This window comes from Robertmurraya beringensis (assembly GCF_042433785.1).
Taxonomy (GTDB): Bacteria; Bacillota; Bacilli; order Bacillales; family Cytobacillaceae; genus Robertmurraya_A; species Robertmurraya_A beringensis.
The window spans coordinates 56,499-74,276 of the sequence record NZ_JBHLUU010000025.1 but is presented as its reverse complement, the minus strand read 5'-3'; the positions used below and the strand labels follow the sequence as shown (position 1 = coordinate 74,276).

Here is a 17,778-nt window from a genome sequence, read left to right as displayed (position 1 = left end):
CTAGGTTGTTGAGAGTGTCGTAACCTCAATTATCCTTAGAATTCAGGGGGTGGCAATTTTTTTGCTTATAAAGCCCTCTTAGATAGGATTTAATAACCTATTTACTATAAAAGTTTTGACAATACGTTTTTATTAAAGGGAGTGAAAGTATGGCTAAAAGATTGATGGTATTGGTTGTCTTATTGTTTGGGTTAGTAGTGTTCTTAGGAGCTTGTTCAAGTAAGGAAAATGCATCCTCTGATTCAAAATCGGGGGATGCAACAGGAGATAAATCCGGAGGTTCTTTAACGTTTGGTTTAGCTGCAGAACCTACAACCATGGATCCTTATATCCAAAATGGAACTCATGGTAGAACGGTTAAGTTTGCGATTTTCCGTGGGCTTTATAATTACAATGAAAAAGGCGAGTTAGAAGCAGAGTTAGCAGAATCGTACACAACAAATGACGAATTGACACAATACACATTTAAACTTCGAGATGCAAAATTCCATAATGGAGATCCGGTAAATGCAGAAGATGTTAAATATACTTACGAGCGTATATTAGCTCCAGATAGCAAGGCGACTTTCAAAACAGAACTGTCAATCATAAGTAGCATTGAAGTGATAGACGAAAAAACTATTTCGTTTAATCTTTCAGAGCCTTCCGCTCCTTTCATTCACTATACGGCACTTCCAGAATCTGTTGTAGTATCAAAGTCTTATACTGAAGAAAACGGAGAAGATATCGCGACTAAGCCAATGGGTGCAGGACCTTTTAAGTTTGTTTCATGGGCTCAAGGAAGCAATATCATTGTTGAAAAGTTTGATGATTACTACAAAGAAGGCAAACCTTATTTAGATGAAATCAAGTTCCAATTTTATACAGATGAGAACACACGTGTAAATGCTCTTCGTGCGGGCGATGTCACTTTGATTGAGAACGTTCCTTGGAAGGATACAGAATCCATTGGTCAGATGGAAAACCTAAAGCTTGAAAGTGCAAATGGACCATTTATGGCATTACAATTTAATACTGACTATGAACCATTCAATAATCCAAAGGTAAGACAGGCGATTGCCTATGGTATTGATCGTAAAGCCATCCTTAATACGGCATTTAGCGGACGTGGAGAGGCAATCTATGGAATGGCGATTTTAGAAGGTTATATGGGCTATGACGAAAAGTTCACTAAATACTTTAAGCATGATGTCGAAAAAGCAAAAGAGCTTCTAGCTGAAGCCGGTTATCCAAACGGGTTCAAAGCGAAACTATTATCCACTTCTCAGTATGGAATGCACGAGCAAACAGCTGTTGCAGTACAATCAGAGTTAAAGAAAATTGGTATTGAGGTAGAATTAGAACTTCCTGATTGGGCAACTAGAATTAATAAAAACGTTCAAGGGGATTATCAATTCCTAGTCGCAGGTACTTCTGGAGACATTACAGATGGTGATTGGATGAGTAACTTCTACCAAGGCGGACCGGCAAGATTAAATAACTCAGCAAACTTTGATGATGAGCAGATTAATAGCTTACTAGCTCAAGGTAAGAAGGAAAAGGATCCTGCAAAACGTGAGGAAATCTACCAACAGTTGATTGAAAGAGCAATGGAATTATCACCATTCGTTTACTTGAATTGGAGAGAACAAAGCTATGGAATGCAAAAGAATGTTGATGGTTTTGTAAACCTTGATGGTTTCCTATCTTTCCAATCAGGTTTAACTTTAGAAGACACATATCTTAACGATTAGACTCTACTAAAAAGTCATGGAGTGGAAGGTTTATGAAGTTAGTTGGAATAGGTGATAATGTCGTCGATTTCTACGAAGATCAAAGCACGATATATCCTGGTGGAAATGCTCTAAATGTAGCTGTTGTTAGTAAAAGAAATGGAGCAGAGAAGAATGGGTACATTGGAATTATCGGTGATGATTTAGAGGCAGAACATATATTAAATACTCTAAGACAAGAAGAGATTGATGTGACGAGAATTCGTAAAATGTATGGCCCAAATGGTAAAGCGTATGTTGCTTTAGATGAAAACGGAGATCGGGTCTTTAAGAAAACCAATCGAGAGACCCGAGTACAATCGATAGCAACTTTGCAATTTACGGATGCTGATCTAAATTATATTAACGAATTTGATGTTATTCATACGAGCATAAACAGCAACATTGAACATGAACTGCAAAGATTAAGTTACAAACCCATTTCTTATGATTTTTCAATAAAAAGTAAATATAGTAAAGAGTATTTAGCAAAGGTTTGTCCTTTCATACAATTTGCCTTCTTTTCCGGAAGTGGAATGAATGCGGGTGAAATTGAAGAATTAATCCAATACGTCCACACATTCGGCGTAAAAATTGTTGTGGTAACAAGGGGCGGAGAGCCAGCTATTTGTTCAGATGGTCAGAAACAGTATTTGCAGCCACCAAACGAAACAGAAATTGTTGATACAATGGGGGCAGGAGATTCTTTCATTGCAGGCTTTATTACATCCTATTTCGATACACTCGATATACCGACAGCCTTAAGGAATGCCGTGTTTTCGGCAGGGAAAACCTGCAAGACTTATGGTGCATTTGGGTATGGGAAAAAGGTGTAGAAGAATATTTGTTTATTTATTGAGGAGGGTGTTCAGCGATTGTGCTGAGCACCTTTTTGAATGTGCATAAGAGTATGTGCACATGCGAAAAGGTGTAAGATCCGAACTAACTAGTTACTTACAGAAAGAAAGAGGTGATTCGAAGAAAGTTGGATTATGTCAGCATAGACCGAATCGAAGATGCTGAAATAAAAAAACACTATTGGGTTAGAAAAACTGGTTGAAATGAGCACAGGCATTGCCATCGGAGCTGGTATGGATGCAGATGAAAAAAGGGAAATCGATCTAGACTTGAGAAGTTTTATTCTAGTGATATTTTCCAAAAGTAAAGATCTGGTTAAAATAGAATGTAATAATGCTGATAATAAGGTAATCAGAGAATAGGAGAGAGCGCGTATATGTATGAACCGAAGATGAAAGAAACAGACAATAGTGTTATTGAATTTATTGAACGGGTGGAAAATGAAAAGAAGAAGGCAGATGCCTATCAGTTATTAGAAATTTTTGAAGAGGTAACAGGTTTTGACGCAAAAATGTGGGGTCCTAGTATTATAGGCTTTGGTAGCTATCACTATAAGTATGCATCAGGACATGAAGGGGATGCGCCTTTAGTGGGTTTTTCACCAAGAAAGGCGAAAATTAGTCTTTATTTAGCCTATGAAAGTGAGGAAAGGGACAAATTATTAGAAAGCTTTGGTAAACACACGAAGAGTAAGGCTTGTATTTATGTAAATAAATTAGCTGATATCGATACCAATGTTTTAAAGGATTTAATTATACATACAGTAGAAACCTATCAGAAACTTTATCCAAATGAATAAAGTTATTTCTATTGTTCTACATCCATTTCCTGGTAATTCTCTTACTGCACTCATTTAGTTGAAGGACATTACCGAAAAAAGGCAACCTTTTAACAAAGGATGCCTTTACATAGTAAATGAGATTTAGACAAAAAAGTAAAATTGATGATTTAACATTTTTGTTTTTCATCGGAAATTATTTTGTAGGTAAATGACAACCTTCAGGAGCACAGGAATTGCTATCGTATAGAGTTGCTTCTTGTGCTTTTTCTTTCGCTAATTGTTCTTGTTGCCATTCCATGTCAATGGTGGGTGAAAATTTTTCTGGATAACGGATGTACCATCGTTGTTTGCGAATAAGAAAGTTATCTGTATCCAAAAGAAGAGCCTCATCAAGTTCTTTTAATGCTTCTTCTTTCTTGCCATTATTGGCATATTGCAATGCTAATTTAAACTTAGTTTCTGAAAGCTGTTTTTCCAAGTGACCAACATCGTTGACTGGAACAAGGTTTTCATCATCTAGAACAACTGTTTCTTCGTTACCATTGATTAATTTTTCTATTGCATTCAAATGTTCTGGGTCAGTGACATAAAATCTTTGTTTAATTAAACGAATAATGCCGTTTTTATCAATGAAAATTCCATTCGGTACGACTTTGAATCCAAAATAATTTGCCATTTCATTTTCAAGATCTATTACTGTTGTATATGATTTATTTTGTGCATATGGTTTTACTACCTCTGCCCCTTGAACATCAACTGAAACCGAAAGTATTTCAAAGTCCTGATTCTTATGTTTTTCATGAAAATCCTGCCAACCTGGCAGCTGTTCACGACATCTTCACTAGGATGCCCACATAAATATTAAAGTATTTTTCCCTTTAAAATCACTGATGGATACAGTTTCTCCGTTTATATCTTTGAATGAAAAGTTCTTGATTTTTGTTAAAAGCATATTATCCACTCCTAAAGTTATATTATGTATATTCTGTTATTGCAATTGTTCACTTTGAGAGAAAATGTTCTATATCTGTAAATGTTTAAAGAGATCCTTCTACTTACCAAAAGAAATAGGGGATTATATGCGAGTTTCTTTAATAGGAGTACTAAAACCTTATTTATATAAAACCTCACCGTTTGGCATCAAAATGAGGTTCTCTTGGATTTTTAAGTTAAACCTCACTTGTTTAAATAAGATGTCTTGTCTTTAATCGAGTAGCTAGTAAAAGAAAGTAAGCGGAGTATTTCCGGTTAGATGCAGAACGGAGCCCGTTTCGGGGGTTAATAACGGGAGATTTTCCGTTTATACAAAGGAAAAACCCCTATTTTCATGTTTTTTGAGTCTACAGGCGGAATTTCTCCGTCTATATATGCTATTTTTTATTGTATTTACTAATTAAGCGAAATTTTTCCTTCTATTTATCAGATTGGGTGTATAACCTGATCTCACACAAATAAGTGCGGGCCTTTTTGATCCTAGATGCGGGGAATCAGAATTTATTAGGAGGGGTTCTTTTGAAAGCAGAAAAAAGTCTAAGGGTTTGTGAAAAAGGACATAGGTATTACAAAAGTAGTGAATGTCCAAGTTGCCCTACCTGTGATAAAGAAAATAAGCCTGAAAGCGGATTCCTTTCGAAACTCAGTTCACCTGCTAGAAATGCATTGGTTCACGAAGGAATTGACACTTTGCAAGAATTATCAAAGTTCACCGAAAAAGAAATATTAAAAATCCATGGTATTGGACCAGCTTCCTTACCAACTCTGAGAACTTCATTAGAAGAAGGTTTATCATTTAGAGAATAAATAATTGCTTGGTAGATGAAGTATTTTGTAGCAAATACGTAGATAAGGAGATTTAGTTCTTCATAATAACCTGTTTTAGTTATATTTACTTTGTAAAGGAGTGTGTTCATTATGGTTGGTGTAGAACTTTATATGGTTGTGAAAGATAGCTTTAAAGGTTGATGAAACGGATAACGATAGTTCAAGTTAACCGCCTTTTCAAAGGGCGGTTTTCTTGTGCAACTGTAACATTGAATAATGGAGCTGAATGGGTTGCTATTCCAAAGCACTTAGGGCATAGATCACTAGAATTCGCACTTTTTCCTTGTTAATAAAACTCTTTGTATGGAGCTAAAAAGAAGGGCATTCTAATAACTAAAAAGGGGGGCGATTCATGTTGGGTCGAAAAATTCTATTTCTACTATTTTGCACACTTATCTTTTCAAAGGTAGCAAGCGCAGAAGTACCCTTAACAGCTGCGTTTATTCGTGATCAGCAATTATGGATAAAACAAGGAGATCAAGAAACGCAACTGACTCATTCACGATATGTGCATTCGCCAAAATGGTCCTATGATGGCCGATTCATTGCTTACATTGATGGTGATGAGCAGAGGGAGAAAAAGGATCTATTCATATATGATTTAGAGAAAAAGGAAAGTTATCAGCCATACATAAAGGTGGAAGCAAATGATTTCAAATGGTCACCTACAAGAAATCAACTAGCTTATAATGATAGGGGCTTACTAAATGTGACTCATATGGAAGATGGACGACCCATGGGTTTTGAGAACGTTTCATTAGGTGTGAGTGGATTTGAATGGTTTCCAAACGGGAAAGAATTTATTGTCTCATCACAATCTAATTTGCTTCCAACCGGTTGGGGACCTATCGAATTGTATAAAATTCCAGCGGATGCTAATCTAAAAATTGATAAAAAGAATCATTTGTATACCATTCAGACCAATGATGATTTATTCGCGATAAGGACGGATTACTTTAAATGGAGCCAGGATGGAAAGTGGGTTAGTTTTATAGGAATTCCCACAGCTTCTTGGTCCAATGATAGTAATTCACTTTGCGTACTCTCTCCTGATGGGAAGAATTTCCAAGAAGTAGGAAAAATGCTTTGGTATAAAGATTGGTTCAAATGGGCTCCATCTAAGAATCAGTTGGCTTATATATCTGGAGAAGGTAGATTCTTCGTGGAAAATAAGAGAACAAAGATTGCCGAGATGCCTGTTGCTTTGCAGCAGAAAGAATATACCCCAAAAGGTTATGTTGACCTAGACCTGGAATGGTTTTCACCAGAGAAGGTGATTGTGGCGCGTTCAAAGGAAAATCTAGAGTGGAAAGAAGGGCCCGTTCCAACCATGTTTACAAGTCTTTATTTGATTGATATAAAATCTGGAGAACAAAAACGGATGACTTCTCCTGGAGAACATAAGAGAGATGTAGCCCCACAAGTAATCAATGACTATGTAACTTGGGTTCGTCATATTGGAAAGGAAATAATAGGTGATGTTTGGATACGGGATGGATTAAAAGGAAAGGATCAGTTGTGGATCAAACATGTTGATGATGCACCAGTATTTTTAAAAGGAACAATGGGAGCCACCAATCCATAGGATGATGCACCAGACCCTTTAATAATTTCTAATATCTTTTGTAAAGAGGTTGGATCTCCACCATTCAGTTCGGTCTGAATATTGTGGGGATCCTTTTTTCTATTAGATAAAGATCTAACATGATTAATAAACAGGTTCTATAAATGAACAAAACCAAATTTTAAAAACACAAGAGTAATATTTTATAAATCAAGTAGGAATTTAATCTGTTAATATTTAAAATAATTAGAAACTAATAATAGTGGAAATGTTAAAAGATCAAAAGAAGATTTTAAAACAAAGTATTCGGAATTTTCTATACTATCTAGTTAAGGGGGAACATGCTTGGCTGAAATCTTGATTGTTGATAATGATATCGAAGCAAGAAAAGAGCTATGTCAGTTAATTAGAGAAAGTAAGTACAGCTATTTAACGACCTATGAAGCCAGTACCGCCCAAAGAGGATTACTACTTCTCAAGCAAAATCAACCTAGTGTCCTTATCATCGATCTTTCTTTACCTGAAATGAATGGCATGAATTTTGGAAGGGCGGCTTTGGAGCTTTATCCTAATCTTCCTATAATTATTGTCACACAGTTAAAAATGTTTGATTTAGCACAGGAAGCAATTAATTCCGGTTTTTCCTCCTATTTATTGAAACCGCTTACTAAAAATGAGTTGATTCATACCTTTGATCGCGTGTTACCAAAAGGGATCAGTAAGGAAGTCACGCAAAGCATGAATCCAGTAAACCGATTGGATTCCAATGATTTGAAGAATCCGATTGAAAGTGCCATCCAGTTTATTCAATCGAATTATGGTGAGCCACTCTCCTTAAAGGGAATTTCCGATCAAGTTTATTTAAGTCCTTCCTACTTTAGTAAACTCTTTAAGGAAGAAACGGGGATGACCTTTGTAGAATACATGTCTTTTGTCAGAGTCCAAAAGGCCAAAGGGATGCTAAGACTCTCTGCCCTTCCTATAGATATTATTGCTCATAATACAGGTTTTTCTAATCAAAGCTATTTTTCAACCACGTTCAAAAAGATCGTTGGGAAAACACCAAGTGAATACAGGGACCAATTTCATTGGGAGTATCACAAGGAAGTCAAAGTTTAGGAGGTGGATAAATGATTTCAATACATAAAGAAATAATGAGATGTCAACAAAATCAACTGAGGGGTGTTCTCGGTACGATCATTTCAACAGAAGGTTCTACCTATCAAAAGCCAGGGGCTAAATGCTTCATTTCCAGTGACGGAACCTTAACTGGCCTCTTAAGTGGGGGCTGTGTTGAAAGTGATCTTATCGAACATGCGTATAAGGTTCTAGAAAGCGGAGTTCCACAAACCCTCCATTATAATTTCCAAGATGAGGGTGACATTGTTTGGGGGCTTGGACTTGGCTGTAATGGAAAAATGAATATATTACTTGAACCGTATGAACCTGAGATGAACCTAGCATCCCGTATTATAGAAGAGTTTTTTACCACTTCCTTAACCAAGCAAATTGGGCAGCTAATCGTTGTAGAGGCGAATAAGCCTCATTTGATTGGGAAGCGATGGCTGCTTGATCCTCAAAATGACCAAGAAGAATTACTGAATATCGAATATCCTGAGATTTCTAATTACTTTTTACAAAATAACATTCCATTAAAACCTGGAGTTACCTTCGTGGGTGGAGAGCATCAACTTCATATCTATAGCGAAATCACGACTCCACCTCCTAACTTAACCATATTTGGTGCTGGCCCTGATGCTATTCCACTTGTACGAATAGCCAAACAATTACATTGGTATGTCACCTTGGTCGATCATAGAGCTGCCTATGCAAACTCTTCTCGATTTCCAGAAGCAGATGAGATTATCGTCTATAGCAAAGATCAATACCCACCGGTTACGATCACAAGTCAATCCTACGTTGTGTTAATGACCCATCATTTCTTACAAGATCAAATGATTTTAGAAGGATTGTATCAATCAGATGCTGCTTATATTGGTTTACTTGGTCCGAGAAAAAGAACCAGGGAGCTGATTTCAACCAGTCAGAAGCTGAATACTATTGATGATTTTTCAAACATCCATAGTCCGATTGGGCTTGATATCGGTTCAAAAACACCAGAAGAAATCGCCTTAAGTATCTTAGCAGAAATCACGTTGGTTCACCGCGGGGGATCTGGATTAAAGCTCACTGAGTTAAAGGGAAGTCTATCGTTCTCCCCAAAAAGGGGTGTGATGAATTATTGAAGCTCAACATCAAGTATGGGGTGTAATCCTAGCTGCTGGCTTTTCCAGAAGAATGGGAACGGCAAAAATGCTACTACCTTATAGAGGGAAATCGATTCTTCAACATGTGATTGATCAGGGGTTAAGCTCTTCATTATCTGGCATATCCGTTGTCATTAATCCGGATGTCCCTGGACTTTATCAAGATGTGTCTGTCACGGGAGTGAATCAGATTTTGATCAATGATCAAGCTTCGAATGGGATGTCCTCTTCTTTCAAGCTAGGCTTACGTTCCATACCGAATCATATAAAGGCTGTCGTATTTTTATTAGGAGATCAGCCACTTCTTACGTCTGATGAGATTAATAAGGTGATCAATGATTACTATTGGCAAAAGGACAGACCATTAATCGTGCAAGCCTCCTATCAAGGAGAGAAGGGACATCCAGTCTTATTTGATAAGAAACTGTTTCCTTATCTTTTCGATGCAAAAGGGGATGAAGGTGGTCGTTCGGTTTTGAAAAAATTCCAAAAAGAAGTGTTTTATTCAGAAATGGGGAAAAAGCAAATCCCAGATATTGATACGTTAGTAGACTATGAACATTTACTTCGGGAGGAGGTCGTGTAATGGAAAAAGTCATAGGCCAAGCGGTTACAAGAGTAGAAGATGGAAGACTCTTAACCGGACAAGGGAAGTATATTGATGATATTGGAACACCTGCTAACACCGCCCATATTGCCATTTTAAGAAGTACGTACCCACATGCCAAAATCATCTCCATCGATACCTCTGAGGCGATGAATCTACGTGGTGTGAAGGGAATTGTGACGGGAAAAGATATCTTGCCCTATGTTCAACCCTTTAGCGTGGGGGTGAGTGCTCCAGTAAAGTATTATCCGATGGCGATTGATAAGGTGCGCTATGTAGGTGAACCGGTCGCAGTCGTGGTGGCGAAAAATCGTTATATTGCAGAGGATGCTTTGGAGAAAATTAAGGTTGTCTATGAATCTCTTACACCCATCGTAGATATTGAGAAATCGTTAGAGGAGGATGCTCCACTTCTTCATGAACATATCGGTTCTAATATTGCGAACCATCGAACCTTTCATTACGGAAAGGTGGATGAAGCCTTTGAAGAGGCGGATCGCATTGTTACACATAAGTTTCACTTTCCGAAATATTCAGCCACACCCGTAGAAACCTATGGAATGATTGCGCAATATGAGGAGAGTTCCAATCAATATACGATTCATGCCAATTTTCATGGCCCCTTCGTTATTCAATCGGTCATGGCGGGTGCCTTAAAAATACCTAGTAATCGATTAAGAATTATCGTTCCAAAAGACATTGGTGGCAGTTATGGAATTAAGGCTGGAACTTATCCATATATGGTTTTATGCGCCGTCGTTAGCAGAATTGTTGGCTGTCCTGTGAAATGGATTGAGGACCGCCAAGAGCATTTATCTGCTAGTTCGAGTGGAACCGACCGTGTCACTTATATAGAAGCTGCTGTCAAGGAAGATGGGAAGGTACTAGGTTTGAAAATGAAGTTAATTGATAATGTAGGGGCTTATATTCGAGCACCTGAGCCCGCGTGTTTGTACAGAACGCATGCCAATTCAACCGGTGCCTATGATATTCCTAATTTAATGATTGATGCTTACGCCATTATGACCAACAAGCTACCAACAGGGCTGATTCGAGGCTATGGGGGCCAAGAATTATATTTTCCACTAGAGCGAATCATGCAAGAAATTGCCCATCAATTACAGCTGGATCCTGCTGATGTGCTCAGAAGAAATTTAATTAAAAAAGAACAATTCCCTTATCAAACAGCCTCTGGCGGTATGTATGATAGCGGAGATTATGAAAAGGGCTTTGAGCTTGCCTTAGACATGGGGAACTACAAGGAAATTGAACAAAAAAGAGAAGACGCCAGACAAAGAGGAAAATTATTTGGGGTCGGCTTAGCCTGTATTGTTGAACCGTCAGGCTCGAACATGGGGTATATCACCATTGCCCTCACACCGGAGGAGAGAGCTTCCTCTTTACCGAAGTCAGGCTGTGCCGAAGCAGCGACGATCTCCATGGATCCGATGGGCTGTGTGAATGTTCGCATCAGTACGACGCCTTCTGGGCAAGGTCATGAAACGGTTTCTGCCCAAATTGTCTCAGACGTATTAGGAATACCAAGAGAACAAATTAATGTCGTCGCAGAGCTCGATACCTCAACGAGTGCCTGGTCGATTGCTTCAGGCAGCTATTCCAGTCGATTCGCGTCTCTAGGGTCTAGTGCGGTATTTTACGCCGCGCATAAAGTAAGAAAAAAATTAATCAAAATCGCGGCATATCAGCTAAAAGCTGACGAGGAAGACTTAACCATTGAAAACGGATCCATCGTTTCTAAAAAAGATCCTTCCATCAAATATTCATTAAAAAGAGCAGCAGGCTCTGCCCATTGGAATCCTCTCTCTCTACCAGATGGCATGGAGCCGGGAATCTATGAAACCTACTATTATACCGCAAAGGTCGCAGAGCCACCGGATGAAAATGACTTAGTGAACTCATCTGTTACCTATGGTTTTGTTGCAGATATGGTGACCGTTGAAGTTGATCCTGATACTGGTGAAGTTCAGATTATTGATTATTTTACCGTACACGATGCTGGTAAACTATTAAATCCGTTAATTGTAGATGGTCAAATATACGGGGGACTGGTTCATGGGCTAGGAGGAGCCATGTATGAAGAGCTTGCCTATGATGACAAAGGCCAATTTTTAACCGGGTCCTTTATGGATTATTTATGCCCAACCGCACCAGAAATTCCAAACATCACCATTAAACATATTGAAACTCCATCGCCTCTTACTCCACTAGGAGCGAAGGGATTAGGAGAAGGAAATACGATGAGTGCACCGGCGGTTATTGCCAATGCCGTTAATGATGCGTTAAAGCCGTATGGAGTGATGATTGATACTTTACCTTTAAGTCCGAATCGAATTTGGAATCTATTAAATAAGGCGAAAGAAAAGAAAGGGGCGAATCAAGTATGAATGGAGAAGGAAGCTTAACGCTTGAAGCAGGATTGCAACAATCATGGGATATTCTACTAGATCCAAATGTTTTGCAAAAATGTATTATGGGCTGCAATAAACTAACTCAAGTCGAGGAAAACAAATATAAGGCGGAGTTAGCGATTGGAATTGCAGCGGTTAAAGGAAAATATGAATCTACCATCGAAATCGCCGATATTGAAAATCTAAAAAGCTATAAGTTGATTGTGAAGGGTGAAGGGGGACCAGGAAATGTGGAAGCAACCGGTGTCATTCATCTGGAGCACCAAGACGAAAATCAAACCTTACTGTCGTATACGTATGAAGCAGAAGTAGGCGGAAAGGTCGCGATGGTCGGTCAACGAATGTTAAGCGGGGTGGCCAAACTGATTATTCAAGACTTTTTCAAGAAGTTTGGGAAAGAGTTAAAGAACATCGAAAAAAGTGCTTGATGAAAAGAAAGGAGGGATGATAGCGATTGAAACCAGCTCAATTTGACTACTATTGTCCAAAAACCGTAGATGAAGCACTTACTCTATTAGAAGAATCTGGTTTTGATGGAAAAATCATTGCAGGGGGCCAGAGTCTCGTTCCCATCATGAATATGAGGCTGTCTACCCCTGATTGTTTAATCGATATTAATCGCTTGCAGGATTTAGACTTTATCGATTACGAGGAAGGACTTGTAAAAATCGGAACCTTGACAAGACAAAACCGGGTGGAGACATCGGATCTCATCCGTCAGCACATCGGTTTATTGAGTGAAGCGGTTCCGTTCATCGGCCATGTCCAGACTCGGAATCGTGGAACCATTGGTGGTAGTTTGGTTCATGCAGATCCTACCGCCGAAATCCCTCTTGCCTTAATGACCATGGGTGGTTCCGTTCATATCGCATCCACAGATGAAGTGAGAACCGTAAATGCGGAGGATTTCTTTGTCACCTACTTAACAACTGATGTGATGCCTACGGAACTTTTAACGGAGATCCATATTCCTATCTGGGAGGGAAGAGTGGGTTATTCCTTTCAAGAAATCTCACGCAGGCACGGGGATTTTGCTTTAGTTGCCTCTGCTTGTCAACTAAGCGTGGATGATCAAAATCGTATTTCAAACGCACGATTGGTTCTTGGTGGTGTCGAATCGGTTCCTTTATTAGTGACAGAGGCGAATGAACTTTTACAAGGCGAAAGATTAACGGATTCGCTTCTAGACAAAGTGGCATCCATTGTTTCAAAAGTGATTGAGCCTGAATCCGATCTCCATGCTTCAGCTGACTATCGGAGACATTTAGCTCAATCATTATCAAAACGAACGTTACAAGAGGCATATGTAAAAGCTGGGAGGTGATGACCATGACGGTTCATGAAGTGGAAGTGAAAATTAACGGAAAAACATACAAAGAAGAAGTCGAATCCAGAATGTTACTAAGTGACTTCTTGCGAGAAACCTGTGGATTGACCGGAACACATGTAGGTTGTGAACATGGTGTTTGTGGAGCCTGTACGGTCATTGTGAATGATTCGGCTGTTAGAAGCTGTTTAATGTTTGCTGTTCAAGTGGATGGCCAAGAGATGCAAACCGTGGAAGGCTTAGCGCAGAACGGTCAGCTCAATCCCTTACAAAAGAACTTTGTCCAATGCCATGGATTACAATGTGGATTTTGTACACCTGGAATCTTAATGTCCACTACAGATTATTTGAAGAAACATTCAACCCCATGTAAAAAAGATATTCAAGACATGCTGTCTGGGCATCTCTGCCGATGTACTGGTTATGACGGCATTGTAAAAGCGATTGAAAAAACAGTAGAGGATCAAAAAATAAACATCTAAATGTTTGAAGGGAGTTGCATGAATGAATCTTTCAACGATTTTTAATTTTGCGGTGGAAAGGCATCCGAATCGGGTTGCAGTTGTTGAAGGGAGTAGACGCTACACCTATAACCAATTAGACAAAGAAATTATGAAAGTAGCAGCTTCTTTACAAAGAATCGGAATTCAAAAAAATGATCGGGTCACGCTTTTATTAAAAAACCGCCTTGAGAATGTCATCCTATATTGGGCCATCCAGTCCTTAGGGGCTGTTTACACCCCAATCAATTTCAGATTATCGGCAAAAGAAGTGGAATATTGCGTAAATGATTCCGAATCTAAGGCAGTGATCTATGAAAAGGCAAGTGAAACTTCGGTATTAAAAGCAACCTTTCATACAAAACCCATTTTATTAGGGGTCGGAGAAGTAGAAGGGGCAGATATTTACTATGATGAGCTCGTTCAGAGAAGTCCTGAAACCTTTGTTAAACCAGAAATCCATGATGATGATATCGCTCTTATGCTGTATACATCAGGGACAACCGGGAAACCAAAAGGAGTACCAAGAAGCAATAAAAATGAGTATTCGGCAGCGGTTGCTCACATTATACAAAATAAATACGAGGATAATGAGAGCACACTTGGTACGATGCCCCTTTACCACACGATGGGGATGAGATCTCTTCTATCGATCGCCTTTTTAAATGGGAAATATGTGGCTTTACCTGATTTTGATGCAAAAGAGGCACTAGAAATCTTAAGCTATGAAGAAATTACCTGTGTGTATTTAGTTCCTACTCTCTTTCACGATATGCTGAATCACAAGGATTTTCACCAATACAATCTTCAGAGGTTAAAGAAAATCGGGTATGCAGGTGCATCGATGACCACCGCCTTAACGGAAAAATGTGTCGAGCTATTAAAGCCAGATGTATTTGTTAATCACTATGGTAGCACAGAAATCTATACCTTCTCTATTTGCCCAAATGTGGCTGAGAAACCCGGATGCGCCGGGAAACCAGGATTTCATCAACGGATTCGCTTAGTGACAGCAGATGCGGAGGCGAATTCTACACCTGAGGACCAGATTGGAAAAGGAGAGATTGGGGAGATTATTGTTTCTCTTGATTCGATCGAAAGCTTCAAAGGATATTGGAACAGACCGGATGCCACGAAGAAGGCGATTCGTGAGGGCTGGTATTTTACTGGTGATCTAGGTGTCATGGATGATGATGGTGACTTATATGTAGTAGGCCGAGTCGATGACATGATCATTTCAGGCGGAGAAAATATCCATCCACTAGAAGTGGAAGATGTCCTTTCAAAGCATCCGAAGGTTTACGAAGTTGCGGTAGCTGGTGAAGATGATGATCGTTGGGGTCAAATTGTAACCGCATTCATTGTTCCGAAGGATGGAACTGTAACCGTGCAAGAGTTAGATGAATTTTGTAAAAATAATCCGAAATTATCAAATTTTAAACGACCAAGAAAATATGTGTTTATCAAGCAAGTTCCAAAGAGTCCAGTAGGAAAAATCCTACGACGTAAATTAAGAGAAGGCGAGTTTGAAGTCTTTCAGAAAGATAATAATTTAGTAGGTTAAAAGAGAGGGGAAATCATAATGGTAGAAACTGCAAAAAAATATGATCATATTAGAGTAGAGAAAAATATAGAGAAGCAAACGGCAACCATTGTGTTTGATCGTCCAGAAAAAATGAACTATATCAGTATGCTGGCAAGAGCCCAATTTGCTGAAATATTTAAGGAACTAGATCAAGATGATGAAGTTCGCGTGATTATTATTAAGGGTGAAGGGACTCAAGCATTTAGCGCAGGAGGAAGTATTCCTGAATTTATGGAAACACATCAGGAAGAATTATCACATCTCGCGGTTCATGTTGCAGCCCCGGAACGTTCACCAAAGCCCGTTATTGCTCAATTACAAGGATACACATTTGGAGTGGGATTTGAAATTGCCATGGCCTGTGATTTTAGAATAGCAGCAGATGATACGCTTATGGCATTACCTGAAATGAATCTTGGTATGATCCCAGGAAGCGGTGGAACCCAACGTGTAGCAAGAGCGGTAGGATTGACTAGAGCCAAAGACATGATTATGAGAGCCAGAAGAATTCCAGCTGATGAGGCCTATCAATGGGGATTAGTAACAAAAGTGGTGTCTAAAGAGGAATTAGATAAAGAAGTGGAATTATTAGCCGAGGAGCTAGTGAGATTTTCACCGCTTGCTCAAAAGGTATGTAAAGCGGTGTTAAATGCAGCAGAGGAATCGCCGCTAAGTGCTGGACTAGATATTGAAGGAAAAGCATACGGACTGTTAAGAACAACAGATGATTTCCGTGAAGGGGTAGCTGCATTTGCTGAAAAGAGAAAACCTCATTTTACAGGGAAGTAAGAGAAGGGGAGATTACCTCCCCTTTTTGGGGGGCGAACCTTAACTTCAATTTATGATTAATTTTCCGAATTTTCAAATAAAAGGAGGATTCGAAATGAGTGAGTTTAATCTAGGTCAAAGTTTAAAAGGTGTGCCTAAATTCTTAAATCTTAACACCTTAAGCGCGGGAACTCTTGCAGCTATCTTTGGATGTACAGGTCCAGCGTTGATTGTTATTGGTGGTGCAGCAAGTGGAGGATTAACCCATCAACAAGCGATTTCTTGGTTATTTGCCATCTATTTCTTCGGAGGACTTTTAGGTATTTATTTAGCTTTAAAATATCGTCAACCCATTGCTGGTGCGTATTCGATTCCAGGTGCGGTGTTGGTTGCAGGTGCCCTTACGCAATTTTCATTAAATGAAGCAGCTGGAGCTTATTTCGTTGCTGGTGTCCTAGTTCTTATTCTCGGTGTGACAGGACTCATCGGAAAAATCATGAGGTGGATCCCTTTACCAATTGTCATGGGAATGATTGTTGGAGCCATGATCCGTTTTGGAACGGGTATGATTACCTCTATTGAAGCAGCACCATTAATTGCTGGTTCTGCTGTTGTTGTCTATTTACTTTCCTCAAGATATCTCAAAAAAGTGCCACCTATTGTCTCTGCATTTGTCGTTTCCATGATTGTAGCCCTACTTTTAAATCAATTCAAAATGGGAGATGTTGAAAGCGGATTCATAACCCCTCAACTCGTTATGCCAAGCTTTAGTCTCGATGCCATTGTTTCCATCGCTATTCCACTTGCTCTGTTAGTCATTGGGGCAGAAAATGCACAAGCCACGGGGGTATTAATGGCTCAAGGCTATAAACCACCAGTCAATGCCATGACGGTTTGGAGTGGAATTGGAGGAATTGTCACCTCATTCTTTGGAGGTCATAATGCAAATATAGCTGGTCCGATGACAGCCATTTGTTCATCTCAAGAAGCAGGTGAGAAGAAAGAAGGTCGCTATGCAGCGGTAATTGTAAATGGAACATTATTTGCTTCCTTTGGTTTATTTGCAGGTGTCGTTGTTCCATTTGTCTCTGCCATGCCGGGAGTATTAGTTGCTACCGTCGCAGGTCTTGCTATGATTGGTGTTCTCTTAAGTTCCCTCCAAGCCGCTTTCTCTGATAGTAAATTTCAAATAGGGGCTTTCTTCGCATTAATTATCGCCATGTCAGGTGTAAGCTTCTTTAGTGTAAGTTCACCGTTCTGGGCCATTATTGGTGGGGTGGTTGTGTCTTTAATCATTGAAAAGAGTCATTTTACGGTTAAAAGTGAAGAAACAAAGAGAGATGAAACTGCTGGGGTTGAAGTGGTTTAGTAGTATATTAATTAAATAATCATTGGAAAACTTATAGGGGATAGCCTTGACGGGTTATTTCCTTTTTTATGTTTATTATCAATAAGGATATTACTAAATAATTTACTAGTTGGGAATTAATCATTAATAAAAAAATCGTACTATACCTGTG

At 39.1% G+C, this 17,778-nt stretch carries 16 protein-coding genes; 15 read left to right on the top strand and 1 reads right to left on the bottom strand.

Features of this window, described 5'->3' with window-relative positions:
- Positions 1-149 precede the first annotated feature (149 nt).
- From ACFFHF_RS08720 to ACFFHF_RS08710, 3 genes are all read left to right on the top strand, one after another.
- The gene (locus tag ACFFHF_RS08720) at positions 150-1,733 is read left to right on the top strand and encodes an ABC transporter substrate-binding protein (protein ID WP_377057890.1); all 1,584 of its coding nucleotides are present in this window, start codon (positions 150-152) and stop codon (positions 1,731-1,733) included.
- A gap of 32 nt (positions 1,734-1,765) precedes the next feature.
- The gene (locus ACFFHF_RS08715) at positions 1,766-2,587 is read left to right on the top strand and encodes a PfkB family carbohydrate kinase (protein WP_340903699.1); all 822 of its coding nucleotides are present in this window, start codon (positions 1,766-1,768) and stop codon (positions 2,585-2,587) included.
- A gap of 398 nt (positions 2,588-2,985) precedes the next feature.
- Positions 2,986-3,408: a DUF1801 domain-containing protein gene (locus ACFFHF_RS08710; RefSeq protein WP_340903698.1), complete on the top strand. Its 423-nt coding sequence runs from the start codon at positions 2,986-2,988 to the stop codon at positions 3,406-3,408.
- 175 nt (positions 3,409-3,583) lie between these two features.
- On the opposite strand, the gene ACFFHF_RS08705 is transcribed toward ACFFHF_RS08710, so the two are convergent.
- Positions 3,584-4,213, bottom strand: coding sequence for a TlpA disulfide reductase family protein (locus ACFFHF_RS08705; protein WP_340906228.1), 630 nt, complete (start codon positions 4,211-4,213; stop codon positions 3,584-3,586).
- 689 nt (positions 4,214-4,902) lie between these two features.
- Here ACFFHF_RS08705 and ACFFHF_RS08700 point away from each other — a divergent pair.
- The 12 genes from ACFFHF_RS08700 to ACFFHF_RS08645 all read left to right on the top strand — a co-directional run bounded on the left by ACFFHF_RS08700 (position 4,903) and on the right by ACFFHF_RS08645 (position 17,627).
- Positions 4,903-5,190 (top strand): RNA polymerase alpha subunit C-terminal domain-containing protein, encoded by a 288-nt coding sequence (locus tag ACFFHF_RS08700; RefSeq protein ID WP_340903696.1) that lies wholly within the window; start codon positions 4,903-4,905, stop codon positions 5,188-5,190.
- Positions 5,191-5,563: 373 nt separating this feature from the next.
- Complete coding sequence (locus tag ACFFHF_RS08695) at positions 5,564-6,796, top strand: translocation protein TolB (protein WP_340903695.1); 1,233 nt, start codon at positions 5,564-5,566, stop codon at positions 6,794-6,796.
- A gap of 324 nt (positions 6,797-7,120) precedes the next feature.
- Entirely contained in the window at positions 7,121-7,894 is a 774-nt protein-coding gene (locus ACFFHF_RS08690; protein WP_340903693.1) for a response regulator transcription factor, read from the top strand.
- Between the two features lie 11 nt (positions 7,895-7,905).
- Positions 7,906-9,021 carry an XdhC family protein gene (locus ACFFHF_RS08685; RefSeq protein WP_340903691.1) on the top strand — a complete coding sequence of 372 codons (1,116 nt, stop codon included), beginning with the start codon at positions 7,906-7,908 and terminating at the stop codon, positions 9,019-9,021.
- The gene (locus ACFFHF_RS08680) at positions 9,014-9,628 is read left to right on the top strand and encodes a nucleotidyltransferase family protein (RefSeq protein WP_340906227.1); all 615 of its coding nucleotides are present in this window, start codon (positions 9,014-9,016) and stop codon (positions 9,626-9,628) included. Before ACFFHF_RS08685 ends, ACFFHF_RS08680 begins: the two co-directional genes overlap by 8 nt.
- Positions 9,628-12,054 (top strand): xanthine dehydrogenase family protein molybdopterin-binding subunit, encoded by a 2,427-nt coding sequence (locus ACFFHF_RS08675; protein ID WP_377057889.1) that lies wholly within the window; start codon positions 9,628-9,630, stop codon positions 12,052-12,054. Before ACFFHF_RS08680 ends, ACFFHF_RS08675 begins: the two co-directional genes overlap by 1 nt.
- Positions 12,051-12,506, top strand: a complete 456-nt coding sequence (locus tag ACFFHF_RS08670; protein ID WP_160547756.1) for an SRPBCC domain-containing protein — start codon at positions 12,051-12,053, stop codon at positions 12,504-12,506. The genes ACFFHF_RS08675 and ACFFHF_RS08670 overlap by 4 nt, the downstream gene beginning before the upstream one ends.
- 26 nt (positions 12,507-12,532) lie before the next feature.
- Positions 12,533-13,402, top strand: coding sequence for an FAD binding domain-containing protein (locus ACFFHF_RS08665; RefSeq protein ID WP_340903688.1), 870 nt, complete (start codon positions 12,533-12,535; stop codon positions 13,400-13,402).
- Between the two features lie 5 nt (positions 13,403-13,407).
- Positions 13,408-13,887, top strand: a complete 480-nt coding sequence (locus tag ACFFHF_RS08660) for a (2Fe-2S)-binding protein (RefSeq protein WP_340903686.1) — start codon at positions 13,408-13,410, stop codon at positions 13,885-13,887.
- 22 nt (positions 13,888-13,909) lie between these two features.
- Positions 13,910-15,469 (top strand): class I adenylate-forming enzyme family protein, encoded by a 1,560-nt coding sequence (locus ACFFHF_RS08655; RefSeq protein WP_340903684.1) that lies wholly within the window; start codon positions 13,910-13,912, stop codon positions 15,467-15,469.
- Positions 15,470-15,487: 18 nt separating this feature from the next.
- Positions 15,488-16,279: an enoyl-CoA hydratase/isomerase family protein gene (locus ACFFHF_RS08650; RefSeq protein WP_340903683.1), complete on the top strand. Its 792-nt coding sequence runs from the start codon at positions 15,488-15,490 to the stop codon at positions 16,277-16,279.
- A 94-nt stretch (positions 16,280-16,373) separates the two neighbouring features.
- The gene (locus ACFFHF_RS08645; protein WP_340903681.1) at positions 16,374-17,627 is read left to right on the top strand and encodes a benzoate/H(+) symporter BenE family transporter; all 1,254 of its coding nucleotides are present in this window, start codon (positions 16,374-16,376) and stop codon (positions 17,625-17,627) included.
- The last annotated feature ends 151 nt before the right edge of the window (positions 17,628-17,778 follow it).